The organism is Nonomuraea sp. NEAU-A123 (genome assembly GCF_018603905.1).
GTDB lineage: Bacteria > Actinomycetota > Actinomycetes > Streptosporangiales > Streptosporangiaceae > Nonomuraea.
Genome location: NZ_JAHFZZ010000014.1, coordinates 12,731 through 24,639 on the forward strand (window position 1 = coordinate 12,731; position 11,909 = coordinate 24,639).

Genomic DNA, 11,909 nt, shown 5'->3' on the forward strand with positions numbered 1-11,909 from the left:
GAAGTCTCTCTTTTATTGGGTGGCTTGGATGTTTTTCAGAGCTCCGACGATTTTGTGATTTGGCCAGTTTGATCCTTGCGGTCCAATGTTGAACAGATCGACGATGCGCTCGTGGTGGCGTCGGGCGTGGGTGATGTTGATGTAGCGCCGATGGCCAGGTTGCGCAAGGCGACGTAACGCCCACCGTCGTCCGCCCGGGTCGGTCGGCCGGTACCCGCTGTGGGGTGCCGGCCCATTGCTTTTCCGGCTGTTTGATGTTTCCTGACTTGTGCCGCCGTGGGTCCGGAACGAATCCTCTTTAAACATCGACTTGCCGAAGCGCTGAGTTTTTGCCAATAAGTGAACGATGTTTTGTTTTTTATTTACCGGCCGCCCGCCCATGATCGTTGATCTCTCCGGATATCATGCCGAATTGCGAGGTGGGGATCTTCGGCCGATTGATGGCTCCCTGTGGGCCAGGCGGCCGTGCCTCTCTGCACTCGTGGCAGTCGGCGGGCTCTCCTACAGGAAAGATTGGCTTAAATGGAAGTAATCTGTAATCGCACTTCCTCCAGGTCGCGATGGGTCGCGTTGATGGTGGGGGCTTCCGTACTCATCGTCGCCGGGGCTCTGCTAGTCGCATTTCAATCCAGCGCGAAGGCCGCTGAACCACAGGTAGGTCTCGGGAGCATCCGGAGCTTCGCGGTCTTGTCCGGGGCTAAGGTCGCCAACACGGGTCACGTAGCCAACGCCGTCGCGCTTCAGGCGAAGTCCGACTTGGCCGCGGCCTACAAAGACGCCGGTCGAACCCCGGCCACCAGCGTCTCAGGCGACCTCGAAGGCAGGACCCTCGTTCCCGGCATCTACAAGTCCAGGTCCTCGCTCGGGCTGACCGGCACGGTCACGCTCGACGCCCAGGGCGATCCCGACGCCGTCTTCATCTTTCAAGTCCCCTCCACGCTCATCACCGGCTCAGCCAGCCGGGTCGTCCTCGTCGGCGGTGCTCAGCCATGTAACGTGTTCTGGCAGGTGGGTAGCTCGGCGACACTGGGCACGCACTCCACCTTCGTGGGCACCGTCCTTGCTCTGCAGTCGATCTCGGTGACCAGCGGTACGACGGTCGACGGTCGAGTATGGCCTTGTGGCGAGCAGGTGAGCCCCACCGCGATCATCTACAACGAATGTGCGCCCGTGCCTACGGTGTGCCCGGTGGTGTGCCCGAGGGTGTGTCCGACGGCGACCCCGGTGGTGTGTCCGACGGTGATCAAAACGGTTAGGCCCACGCCGACGGTCACTGTGACGGTGACGTCCACGCCGACGTCGACAGTCACGCCGACTGCGAGCTCGACTGCGACCTCGATCCCATGTCCATTGGTGGCCCCGCCGGTGTGTGCGACGCCGACGCCGACGGTGACGCGCACGGTGAAGCCGACCCCGACGATGACGGTGACGCACACGGTGACGCCGACGGCGACTCCGCTGGTGGGAACGCCGACGCCGACGGTGACGCGCACGGTGAAGCCGACGCCGACGCCGACGGTGACACGCACGGTGAAGCCGACGCCGACGCCGACGGCGACTCCGTTGGTGGGAACGCCGACGCCGACGGCGACGCGCACCGTGAGGCCGACGGCGACTCCGTTGGTGGGAACACCGACGCCGACGGCGACGCACACGGTGACACCCACAACCAAGGCGACCACGCTCAATCTGAACCGCGGTCACCACCACCACCATCACCATCACCACCACCATCACCGGTGCGGCCACCACTGCGGGCTTGGACCGGCGCCCGTTCCCGTCCCGGTCGACACGCACCTGGGTGTGACCGGCTGACGATTCCGGGTCAGAGCGATGTGCGGGTTGTCCACGCCTGCTGAGGACAGCCCGTTGTACGGCGCGGCGCTGCGGCTGGTCGCCTCAGCAAGCGTCGGAGGCCGGCGCCGGGGTGCTTGAGCACTCCGGCGCCGTTCGCGGTACTGGCCCGCGCGGGACCGCGTTCACCGGCGGCGGGTCGGGGACGGCTGGGACCTGTCCGGGGACAGCCTGGGACCGGCGCCGCCGTCGGCGGGCATGCGCCATCGATCAGGAGCTGCCGGTCAGGGAATGGGCGTGAGGGGTGGCTTGTCGTTCAGGACGGCGATGATGTTGTCCACGGCGAGGTCGACCATGCGGGCTCGGGTGGCCTCCGTGGCCGAGCCGATGTGGGGGAGCGCCACCACTCGTTCGTGTTGCAGCAGCGGGTCGCCGACGCCGTTACGTGGTTCGCGGTCGAAGACGTCCAGGCCGACCGAGTGGAGGCGGCCGGCTCGCAGGGCGGTGAGGAGGGCGGATTCGTCGAGGACGCCGCCGCGGGCGGTGTTGACGAGGGTCGCCGTGGGTTTCATCGACGCGAGTTCGGCCGCGCCGATGAGGCGGCGGGTCTGCTCGGTGAGCGGTACGTGCAGGGACACCACATCGCTGGTGCTCAGGAGCTTGTCCAGGGACACCGCCCGGGAGAGTGCGTCGTCGGGTCTGCGGGACAACGTGTGCTGGACGGTCATGCCGAACCCGGCCGCCCGGCGGGCCACGGCCTGTCCGATCTCGCCGTAGCCGATGAGGCCCAGGCACGCCCCTGTCACGTCGAGACCGAGGTAGGCGTCCAGCCGGCTGCCGGTCCACCCGCCGGTCCTGAGGCTGTCCGCCGCGGTGAGCAGCCCCCGCCGCGCCATCAGGATGAGGGCGAAGGCGAGGTCGGCGGTGGTCTCGTGCAGGACGCCCGGGGTGTTCGTGACGACGACGCCGCGGGCCTGCGCGGTGGCGACGTCGGTGCCGTCGTAGCCGGCGCTCGGCAGGGCCAGTACGCGCAACTGCTCGCCCGCTTCGAGCACCGCCGCGTCGACGTGGTCGGAGTTCTGGCACAGCAGCGCGTCCGCGCCGGTGAGGAGGCCGCGCAGCTGGTCAGGTGAGGGGGGTGTGTCCTCGGGCCATCTGCGCAACTCGGCGACCTGGCCGAGCCGTTCGAGGCCGGTGCCCGGCAGGGTCGATCGGGTGACCGCCACGATCGGCGCCATCAGTGAACCTCCAAGTCGAGCAGCACCTTGAGTGCCGTCAGTGACTCCAGTAGTACCTTGCGGGCCCGGCCGCGGTTGGCGGGGGGCCCGCATATCGGCTCTTTATCCTCTCAATCAGCGGTCCCCGGCGCCGGAGAAGGGCATGTGCTCGCCTGCCACGTACGTCGGGAACGGCTGGTAGAGGTTCGCGCCGGGCCGGCCGCGGAGCAGCAGCGCGGAGACGAACGGCTGCTCGTCGCTGGTGATCCGGGTCGAGGTCGGGATGTAGCGGATGGTCAGGCCGCAGCGGCGCTTGGGGGAGGTGTTGGCGCTGGAGCTGTGCAGGATGTTCGGGTGGTGGACCTCCACGTCGCCGGGCGACAGCACCAGGTCCACGGCCTTGGACTCGTCCACCGTCACCGCGCTCTCCGAGCCGAGCACGTTCTCGATGTCGTCGCGCTGCCGCAGCTCGTGCAGGGCTTCCCGGTGCGAACCGGGGATCACCCGCATGCAGCCGTTCTCCGGGGTGGACTCGTCGACGGCCAGCCAGAGCGTGATGACCCGCATCGGCTCCAGCGGCCAGTAGGCGCCGTCCTGGTGCCACAGGACCGCCTTGCCGGAAAAGGGGGGCTTGCTGATGTAGTGCGAGGCGAACAGCGCGAGATCGGGGCCGAGAAAGAGTTCGGCGATGTCCAGCAGCCGATCGTCGCCGACCAGTCGCACCCAGAACGGGTCGCCGGCGACCAGTTCGGTGCCCAGGTTCTCGCCGTGGAGGTCGGGGTGCTTGGCCTGGAGCCAGGCGACGTGCTCGCTCGCCTCGGCGATCAGTCTGGGGTCGAGGACGTTCCGGAAGATCGTGTAGCCGTCGCGGTCGTAGTCCTGAAGGGTCTGGCCGACTTCCTTGATCACGATGTGCTCCTGTGAGGGCGGGATGGCATCGATCCGGATTCTTCGGCCTCTATGCCACGACTTACTAGCACTCGCCGCTCCATAACTATTAATTTCCTGACATGCCGACCGTGCTGCGCTGGGTGGATTTCGCGTACGGACTGCCGTACCACGCGGCCCTGGTGCCGGTGAGCGGCAGCCGTCGCGACCGGCCCGAGCCGCACAGTCACGCCGATTTCCACGAGTTCGTCTTCGTGACCGCGGGGGCGGGTGTGCAGCGCGTCGGCGAGGCGGAGCAGCCGCTGCGGGCGGGTGATGTGGTGCTGGTCCGGCCGCATGACCGGCACGAGTTCGCAGGGAAGGCGGCCGACGGGATGCGGTTCATCAACATCGCCTTCCCCAGTGAGCGCTGGCGCGCTTTCGCCGATCTCGCCGGGCTGGCGGGCACGGCGGACTGGGACCGGCGCGACCTGCCCCTGACGGCGGGCACCGATCCGGAGGGGCCGATCGCGGCGGAGTTCGTCCGGGTGCTGGCCGCCTATTCCGGCGTGCCCCGCGTGCTCGACCTGGTCGGGCTCTGGACGGCGGTCGTCCCGCTCCTGGAACGGGCCGAGGGCACGGCCGTGGACCAGCGGCCGGGCTGGCTGGTGGCGGCCTGCGTCGCGATGAGCAGCGAGGAGAACCTGCGTGAGGGACTGCCCCGGCTGCTGGCGATGGCCGCGGTCAGTCCGGGGCATCTGGCCCGCTCCATGCGTACGCACTACGGCTGCACCCCGATCGCGTTCGTCGCCCGTCGCCGGCTGGAGCACGCCGCCCTGCTGCTCACCACGACGACGGAGGGTATCGGCCGGATCGCCCAGCGCTGCGGTTTCTCTGGCCAGTCGTACTTCGGCCGGCTCTTCCACGACAAGTACGGCATGGCGCCCCGCGACTATCGGGAGGCCACCCGGCGTGCGGTGGTTCCCGCGGCCCTGGACACTCCAGACATCAAGTGATTAGATGACTTCACTTGAGCGAAGGACGCAAAGTGCGGCGGCCCGCTCCACCACTTCAGCGGACGCGATCACGCGCTCCCCCCAGACGTTCAGGTAAGTCACCCCCCAAGATCGAACAGGAGGCCGGGCATGATCCGGTCGCGTCTACTGCGTATGGCCGCCATCTGCGCCACCGTCACCCCTCTCGCCCTCACGGGATGCTCCTCCGGCGACTCGCCGAAGGGCGCCGCCAAGACCGAGCTGAAGCTGTACAACGACAAAGGCGCCTGGAGCAAGTACTTCAACGAGATGGGCGCCCTGTCCAAGCAGCAGATCGGCCTGTCGATGAAGCCGGTCGGCTATACCGACGAGCCGACGTACCAGGCGTTCATCAAGGCCTCCTTCCGCACCAACGTGAAGCCCGACCTGTTCACCTGGACGACGGGCGGCAGCCTGGCCGAGGTCGTCGCCCAGAAGCAGCTCGCGGAGACGACCGCGCTCTGGCAGGAGGCCATCAAGAACGGCGACCTCTCGGCGGACCTGGCGAAGTACTACACGGTGGGCGGGAAGCAGTACTGCGTGCCGCTGAACGCCGCCTACTGGGGGATGTTCTACAACAAGCAGGTCTTCGACAAGTACGGCCTCAAGCCCCCCACCACGTGGGACGAGCTGATCAAGATCGCCGACACGCTGAAGAAGAACGGCGTGCCCGCGTTCTACCACACCTCGGTGCTGTTCTCCTTCGTCTGGTTCGAGCAGCTCCTCGCCGGCACCGACCCCGACCTGTACGACCGCCTCTCCACCGGCCAGGCGAAGTACACCGATCCGGGCGTGGTCGAGGTGATGAAGCGGTGGAAGTCGATGATCGACGCCGGCTACTTCAACAACCCCGGCGACAAGACCGACCCGGGCGACGTCCTCAAGACCGGCAAGACCGCGATGGTGTCGTTCGGCACGTGGTTCAACACGAGCATGACGCAGCGTGAGATGAAAGCCGGCACCGACTACGGCTTCTTCACGATCCCGAACGTCACCCCCACGCTGCCCAAGACCTCGATGATCTTCGAGAGCGGCCCGCTGTGTTCGCTGGCCAAGGCGCCCGACCCCGCGGCCAGTACGAAGTACCTCAAGTGGTGGGTGACCCCGGCCGCGCAGGAGAAGTGGGCCACCGCCAGGGGCGACGTCTCGGCCAACCCCAAGGTCACCATCACCGACGCGGCGATCGCGGAGGTCAGCAAGGCGGCGGGCAGCGGACAGTACCGCCTGGTCAACCGCTACTTCGAGGCCACGCCGCCGCCCGTGCTCACCGCCGCGCTGGACGGTTTCGGCGCCTTCGTCGTCAAGCCGGACAGCTACCAGAAGGTCCTTGAGGACATCCAGCGCGCCGCCGACGAGTACTGGAGCACGCACAAGCCCAGCAGCTAACGCCCTTGTACGAATTCTGTACGCCGAAGTCGCACGCTTGATCAACAGCGGATGCCGCACGCGGCCTCCACTCCTTTCGTTGCCCCCCGAGGAGATTCCGTTGGTCCGACTCCGCCGTCCAGCCGCGCTGCTCATCGGCGCGCTCATCCCCCTCTCGCTGCTCACCGGGCAACCGGCCGGAGCCGTGTCCGCCGATCCCATGACCGACGCGTTCGCCCGCGCGGCCACCACGTACGACGTGCCTCGCGACCTGCTGGTGTCGCTCGCCTACTCCGAAACCCACCTGGACGGTCACCACGGCGAACCCAGCGCGAGCGGCGGCTACGGGGTGATGCACCTGGTCAGCAACCCCGTCACGCACACGCTCGAGCGTGCGGCCACGCTGACGAAGCAGCCCGTCTCGGCCCTGAAGGCGGACGACGCGGCCAACATCACGGGCGGCGCCGCCGTGCTGCGCGCCTACGCCGACGAGCTCGGGCTGGACGCCGCGGCCCGCAAGGACGCCGGCAAGTGGTACCAGGCGGTGGCCAAGTACGGCCACGCCTCCTCGGCGGACGTCGCCCGGTTGTACGCCGACACCGTCTACGACCAGCTGTCCCAAGGGATTCGCGCGGCCACGCCGGCCGGCGAGACCCTCACGGCGGCGCCGCGGACCGTCCAGCCCGACCGCGGCCCCTACGCCAAGGCGCAGGAGCTGGGCAAGACCAGCACGCTCGCGGCGTCAGTGGACTACCCGTCGGCGGCGTGGGCGCCGGCGCACAGCACCAACTTCGCCGTCTCCAACCGTCCGACCAGCGACGCGATCGACCGCATCGTCATCCACGTGGCCCAGGGCACGTACGCGGGGACGATCGACTGGTTCCAGACCGGACCCAGGCCGAACCCCACGTCGGCGCACTACGTGGTCCGCTCGTCGGACGGCGCCATCACCCAGACGGTCAGGGAGAAGGACCGGGCCTTCCACGCGGGTGACTACAACAGGCGATCGGTCGGCATCGAGCACGAGGGATGGGTCGACCAGGCCTCCTGGTTCACCGACACGATGTACCGCTCCTCGGCCGCGCTGACCCGCAACATCGCCGACCGGTACGGCATCCCCCTGGACCGTACCCACATCCTCGGCCACAGCGAGGTGCCCGGCGCCGACCACACCGACCCCGGCCCGAACTGGAACTGGACCAAGTACATGCAGTACGTCACCGGCAGCGGTGGCGGCAACCCCCACACCCCCGAGTCGGTGTGCGGCAGCGGCTTCACGGTGATCGACTCGGCGGCTCTGGGGACGGCGGGCACGGTCTACCTGACGTACAACTCGAGCACCGCCGTCAACTGCGTGGCCACGATCAAGCTGACCAACCTCGGCACGGCCACGGCCACCAGCGCCTACCTGGAGGTCGAGGGCCAGACGCGCATCACCGACAGCGGCAACTTCAGCTACTACGCGGGCCCGGTGCGGGCCAGCGCGCCCGACAAGTGCGTCAGGTGGGGCGGTAAGGCAGGTACGTCCACCTACGACAGCCCCCTCGAACACTGCGGATAACAGCGATCACGATGGCCCCGACGCGCGATGCGCGTCGGGGCCATCGCCGTTTTCACGGTGCGGGACGCCGGCGGCTCCAGGATCCGAGGATGTGCGCGCGCATCGCCGCCGCCGCGGCCCCCGGATCGCCGGCCGCGATCGCGTCGCTGATCGCCTGGTGCTCGTCCAGCGTCTGGCGCATGACCACCTCGTTGTACTCGCCGTGGTAGCGCATGCTGGTGCGGGCCTTGTCGTGGATGCTGTTGACGATGGCCCGCCCGAGCCGGTTGCGCGAGGCCGCCATGATCGCGTCGTGGAAGCGGACGTCCGCGGCGCCGAAATCGGGGGCGGAGGCCAGGTTGGCCCGCATGACGCCCAGCGCCTCGGCGACACGTTGATCGTCGTCGGGGGTGTGGACCAGGGCCGCGGCGGCGGCCATCTCGGCTTCCAGCGCGGTCCGGACCGTGACCAACTCGTCGAGGAAGGTCACGTTCTCGTCGTGCGCGATCACTGAGGTGAGCACGACGTCGTCGAGGAGGTTCCACTGCCGCGGGTCGGTGACCTGGGTGCCGCGGCCGTGCTCGATCCGGACGAGGCCCTTCTCCTGGATCACCTTGACGGACTCACGGATCACCGTGCGGCTGACGCCGAACTCCTCGCAGAGCTCGGCCTCGGGCGGCAGCGTCGAACCGGGTCTCAGTGCGCCGCGGACTATGTCGTCGACCAGTTGCTCGACCACCGTGGTGCCCAGTTTGGGGGCCCGGACGCGGCGTGGCCGCTTCGCTGGCGGGTGTGGCCGCACCGGGTCGTCCGTCCATGGACCTTCCGCGTGCTGAGTCAACATGCCCTCCGCTGATTGCGACGGCTTCTGAGTATAGACCATTGTGAAGACGTCATAGGTATGATGTCATATCTCGAAACGTGGCGTTAACGGAGGCCCCATGAGACGACGCAGCCATGCCACCTACCTGTCGGTGGCTACCGCAGCCGCGGTTCTTCTCACCGTCGCGGCCTGCGGTCCCCCGAACCCCACGGGTTCCTCGAAGCCGACCGGCGCCGGCTCCCCGTACGGGTTCACCGCCGCCGAGCAGAAGAAGGACGGCAAGCTCGTGGTCTGGGTGGACTCCACCCGGCTCGACGCCGCCAAGGCCTACCAGGCCGCGCACGCCGGCGTAGCGCTGGACATCGTCACCTACGACGGCAACGCGAACGGCTCCAACACCCTCAAGACCAAGGTGCAACTGTTCAACCGGGCCGGCGAGGGCTGGCCCGATGTCGTGTTCACCACCGACAACAACACCGCCTCCTGGGCCTCGCAGGGGGACGATGCCTTCGTCGCCCCGCTCAACAAGGGCCTGCTCGACGACGCCACGCTCGGCGGCTTCGCCAAGGGCGCGCTCGACGTGTGCGCCGTCGACGGCACCGTCTACTGCCTGCGCAACGACCTGGCCCAGGTGGTGCTCTGGTACAACAAGAAGCTGCTCGACAAGTTCGGCTACACACTGCCCGCCACCTGGGAGGACTACCAGGCGCTGGGCGAGAAGGTGGCCGCCGAGCACCCGGGCTACATCGTCGGCACGGCCGGTGACGCGTGGGCGCCGGAGATCTACATGTGGGGCGGCGAGTGCCCGGCGAACCAGGTCACCGGCGCCAAGGCGATCACCGTCAAGGCGACCGACGCCAAGTGCGTACGGACCGCGCGGATGCTGGACAAGCTCGTCGCGAACAAGACGATGTCCATGCTGCCGCTGTTCGGCCCCGACTTCGCCAAGAACCAGGGCGACAAGGTGCTCATGCTGCCCGGCCCGGCGTGGTACGGCGGGGCGGTGTTCCAGGGGACGCTCAAGACCCCGAAGGGCGAGCTCGCGGTCGGCGACGCGCTGCACTGGGCCGACCAGAACCCGCCGGTGACCGGCAACGTCGGCGGCGGCACCTGGTGGCTGTCGCGGCACAGCGCCCAGCTGCAGGCGGCCAAGGACTTCATCAGCTGGGTCGCCACCGCGGACGAGTACCAGGTCGCTCTCTCGCCGGGCTACCCCGCCTTCTCGGCCGCGGCGACCAAGTGGATCAAGAAGCAGCAGGACAGCGGCTACTACGCCGGCGACATCGCCGCGCCGATCACCGCCGCGGCCGGGCAGGTCTGGTCCGGCTGGGGCTCGCCCGAGTTCAGTCCGGAAGCGGTGTGGGCCAAGACCGTCATCCCCGGCCAGACCGCGGGCAAGACGATCGAGTCCCTGCTCCCGGCCTGGCAGACGGCGATTGAGCAGCAGGCTCAAGTGTCCGGATACCAGGTCACCAAGTGAGCGTCAGCGCCGCCCACGCCAGAGGCCGTTCCGGCCCCTGGCGGCCGGCCGCCGGGCACGTCTTCGTCTCCGGGTACGTGGTGCTCCTGATCACGTTCGGGGTCGCGCCCACGGTGTACGCGCTCTACCTCGCCTTCACCGACGGCGACGGGCGCTTCGCCGGCATCGCCAACTTCATCCGTACCGCCCAGGACTACCGGTTCCTGTCCGCGGTCGGGCATGTGGCCACCTACCTGGTGTTATGGCTGGTCACCCTGACCGTGCTCGTCCTGGTGCTCGCGCTCGTGGTGCACCGGCTCACCTCGCGCTGGTCCCGGGCCGCGCTGCGGTTCGTCTACTACGTGCCGGGCGCGCTGGCCGGCGCGTCGAGCGTGCTGCTGTGGCTGTTCATGCTGGACCCGTCCGTGAGCCCGGTCGACGGGCTGGTCCGCTCGCTGTGGGGCGGCACGCTGGTGCAGGTGATCGCGCCCGGACATCTGCCGTGGATCTTCACCGTCATCGCCTTCTGGACCGGCGCGGGCGGCTGGATCGTGGTCATGTACGGCGCGTTGAACAGCATCCCGCACACGGTGATCGAGGCGGCGAAGGTGGACGGCGCCGGGCCGGTGAAGACGGCGTGGCGGGTGCAACTGCCGATGCTGCGCAAGTGGATCGTCTACATGCTGATCCTGTCCCTCGCCGCGGGCACCCAGCTCTTCGTCGAGCCACAGCTCGTCTCGCAGGCCAGTTTCGGCGTGGTCGGCACCGACTACTCGCTCAACCAGCTCGCCTACCTGTACGCCTTCGACCAGAACGACTTCAACGGCTCGGCGGCGATCGCGATGGACCTGCTCATCGTGGCGCTGTGCTGCGCCGGCCTGTTCGTCGCGAAGGGAGGACTCTTCGATGCGGACTGATCCGACCGCCGGCGTCGCCCGTGTGGTGGGCCGAGGACTCATCACCGTACTGCTGCTGGCCTTCGCGCTGTTCTTCGTCCTGCCCATGGTGTGGCTGCTGCTCACCTCGACCAAGAGCCCGGCCGACCTGATCCACGGAAACCCGCTGTCACCGGGCTCGATCGGCTCGCTCGTCACGAACTGGCAGCACCTCATGTCCTTCCAGGACGGGGCGGTGCTGACCTGGATGACGAACTCCGTCGTCTACTCCGCGCTCTCGGTGGCGCTGACCCTGCTGGTCGGCATCCCGGCCGGGTACGCGATGGCGCTCATGCGGTTCAAAGGCCGGCGCCTGCTGCTCATCGTCACCCTGGTCGTGATGCTGATGCCGGCGACCGCCCTGGTGCTGCCGATCTTCCTGGAGCTCAGCTATCTCGGGCTGGTCAACAAGATGGCCTCGGTCGTGCTGCCGATGTCGTTCTTCCCGTTCGGCGTGTACCTGACCTACATCTACTTCTCCACCAGCGTCCCCGGCGAGCTGCTGGACGCGGCCCGGCTGGACGGTTGCAGCGAGTCCGCGACCTTCTTCCGGGTGGCGCTCCCGCTGGCCAAGCCGGTGGTCGCGCTGGTCGCCTTCTTCAGCTTCGTCAACAACTGGAACAACTTCTTCCTGCCGTACGTGATGCTGCCCAACAGTGGCAACTACCCCATGCAGGTCGGGCTGACGCAGATGCTGGCCGCGACCCCCACCTTCAATCCCGTCGTCGGGGCCAACGCCGAGGTGCAGCCGCCCGAACTGGTGCTGGCCACCCTGGTCTCCATCGCTCCGGTGTTGCTGGTGTTCCTGTTCTCACAGCGCTTCCTGGTCGCCGGGCTGACCGCCGGCGCGACCAAGGGATGAGGAGTACGCATCA

General features: G+C 68.1%; 11 protein-coding genes and 1 pseudogene. 7 read left to right on the top strand and 5 right to left on the bottom strand.

The window, feature by feature from the left end; translation table 11 throughout:
• Positions 1 to 12 precede the first annotated feature (12 nt).
• Positions 13 to 381, bottom strand: a complete 369-nt coding sequence (locus tag KLK06_RS36625) for a hypothetical protein (RefSeq protein WP_214640224.1) — start codon at positions 379 to 381, stop codon at positions 13 to 15.
• Between the two features lie 192 nt (positions 382 to 573).
• Here KLK06_RS36625 and KLK06_RS63210 point away from each other — a divergent pair.
• A pseudogene (locus KLK06_RS63210) lies at positions 574 to 1,104 on the top strand (ice-binding family protein); the annotation flags it as partial.
• Between the two features lie 47 nt (positions 1,105 to 1,151).
• On the opposite strand, the gene KLK06_RS60415 reads toward KLK06_RS63210, so the two are convergent.
• From KLK06_RS60415 to KLK06_RS36640, 3 genes are all read right to left on the bottom strand, one after another.
• A complete protein-coding gene (locus tag KLK06_RS60415) occupies positions 1,152 to 1,688 on the bottom strand; it encodes a hypothetical protein (protein ID WP_250906601.1) in 537 nt (178 codons plus the stop codon).
• A gap of 390 nt (positions 1,689 to 2,078) precedes the next feature.
• A complete protein-coding gene (locus KLK06_RS36635; protein ID WP_214640226.1) occupies positions 2,079 to 3,032 on the bottom strand; it encodes a D-glycerate dehydrogenase in 954 nt (317 codons plus the stop codon).
• A gap of 114 nt (positions 3,033 to 3,146) precedes the next feature.
• Complete coding sequence (locus tag KLK06_RS36640) at positions 3,147 to 3,920, bottom strand: phytanoyl-CoA dioxygenase family protein (RefSeq protein WP_308168608.1); 774 nt, start codon at positions 3,918 to 3,920, stop codon at positions 3,147 to 3,149.
• Between the two features lie 101 nt (positions 3,921 to 4,021).
• Here KLK06_RS36640 and KLK06_RS36645 point away from each other — a divergent pair, with 101 nt between their 5' ends.
• From KLK06_RS36645 to KLK06_RS36655, 3 genes are all read left to right on the top strand, one after another.
• A complete protein-coding gene (locus KLK06_RS36645; RefSeq protein WP_214640227.1) occupies positions 4,022 to 4,894 on the top strand; it encodes an AraC family transcriptional regulator in 873 nt (290 codons plus the stop codon).
• 129 nt (positions 4,895 to 5,023) lie between these two features.
• Complete coding sequence (locus KLK06_RS36650) at positions 5,024 to 6,298, top strand: ABC transporter substrate-binding protein (RefSeq protein ID WP_214640228.1); 1,275 nt, start codon at positions 5,024 to 5,026, stop codon at positions 6,296 to 6,298.
• A 100-nt stretch (positions 6,299 to 6,398) separates the two neighbouring features.
• A complete protein-coding gene (locus KLK06_RS36655) occupies positions 6,399 to 7,838 on the top strand; it encodes an N-acetylmuramoyl-L-alanine amidase (protein WP_250906602.1) in 1,440 nt (479 codons plus the stop codon).
• 52 nt (positions 7,839 to 7,890) lie between these two features.
• Here KLK06_RS36655 and KLK06_RS36660 read toward each other — a convergent pair whose 3' ends face one another.
• The gene (locus KLK06_RS36660) at positions 7,891 to 8,556 is read right to left on the bottom strand and encodes a FadR/GntR family transcriptional regulator (RefSeq protein ID WP_214640229.1); all 666 of its coding nucleotides are present in this window, start codon (positions 8,554 to 8,556) and stop codon (positions 7,891 to 7,893) included.
• 202 nt (positions 8,557 to 8,758) lie between these two features.
• On the opposite strand from KLK06_RS36660, the gene KLK06_RS36665 reads away from it, so the two are divergent.
• From KLK06_RS36665 to KLK06_RS36675, 3 genes are read left to right on the top strand one after another with little or no spacing between them, the layout of a single operon-like run.
• On the top strand, positions 8,759 to 10,120 hold the full coding sequence (locus KLK06_RS36665) for an ABC transporter substrate-binding protein (protein ID WP_214640230.1): 1,362 nt from the start codon (positions 8,759 to 8,761) through the stop codon (positions 10,118 to 10,120).
• Positions 10,117 to 11,016 carry a carbohydrate ABC transporter permease gene (locus KLK06_RS60420; RefSeq protein ID WP_214640231.1) on the top strand — a complete coding sequence of 300 codons (900 nt, stop codon included), beginning with the start codon at positions 10,117 to 10,119 and terminating at the stop codon, positions 11,014 to 11,016. Before KLK06_RS36665 ends, KLK06_RS60420 begins: the two co-directional genes overlap by 4 nt.
• On the top strand, positions 11,006 to 11,896 hold the full coding sequence (locus KLK06_RS36675) for a carbohydrate ABC transporter permease (RefSeq protein ID WP_214640232.1): 891 nt from the start codon (positions 11,006 to 11,008) through the stop codon (positions 11,894 to 11,896). The genes KLK06_RS60420 and KLK06_RS36675 overlap by 11 nt, the downstream gene beginning before the upstream one ends.
• Positions 11,897 to 11,909: the final 13 nt, after the last annotated feature.

Bases quoted from the DNA above. Each gene is read 5' to 3' on its own strand.
- KLK06_RS36650 (WP_214640228.1), top strand. From the start codon at position 5,024: ATGATCCGGTCGCGTCTACTGCGTATGGCCGCCATCTGCGCCACCGTC.
- KLK06_RS36675 (WP_214640232.1), top strand. From the start codon at position 11,006: ATGCGGACTGATCCGACCGCCGGCGTCGCCCGTGTGGTGGGCCGAGGA.
- KLK06_RS36635 (WP_214640226.1), bottom strand. From the start codon at position 3,032: ATGGCGCCGATCGTGGCGGTCACCCGATCGACCCTGCCGGGCACCGGC.
- KLK06_RS36645 (WP_214640227.1), top strand. From the start codon at position 4,022: ATGCCGACCGTGCTGCGCTGGGTGGATTTCGCGTACGGACTGCCGTAC.
- KLK06_RS36665 (WP_214640230.1), top strand. From the start codon at position 8,759: ATGAGACGACGCAGCCATGCCACCTACCTGTCGGTGGCTACCGCAGCC.
- KLK06_RS36625 (WP_214640224.1), bottom strand. From the start codon at position 381: ATGGGCGGGCGGCCGGTAAATAAAAAACAAAACATCGTTCACTTATTG.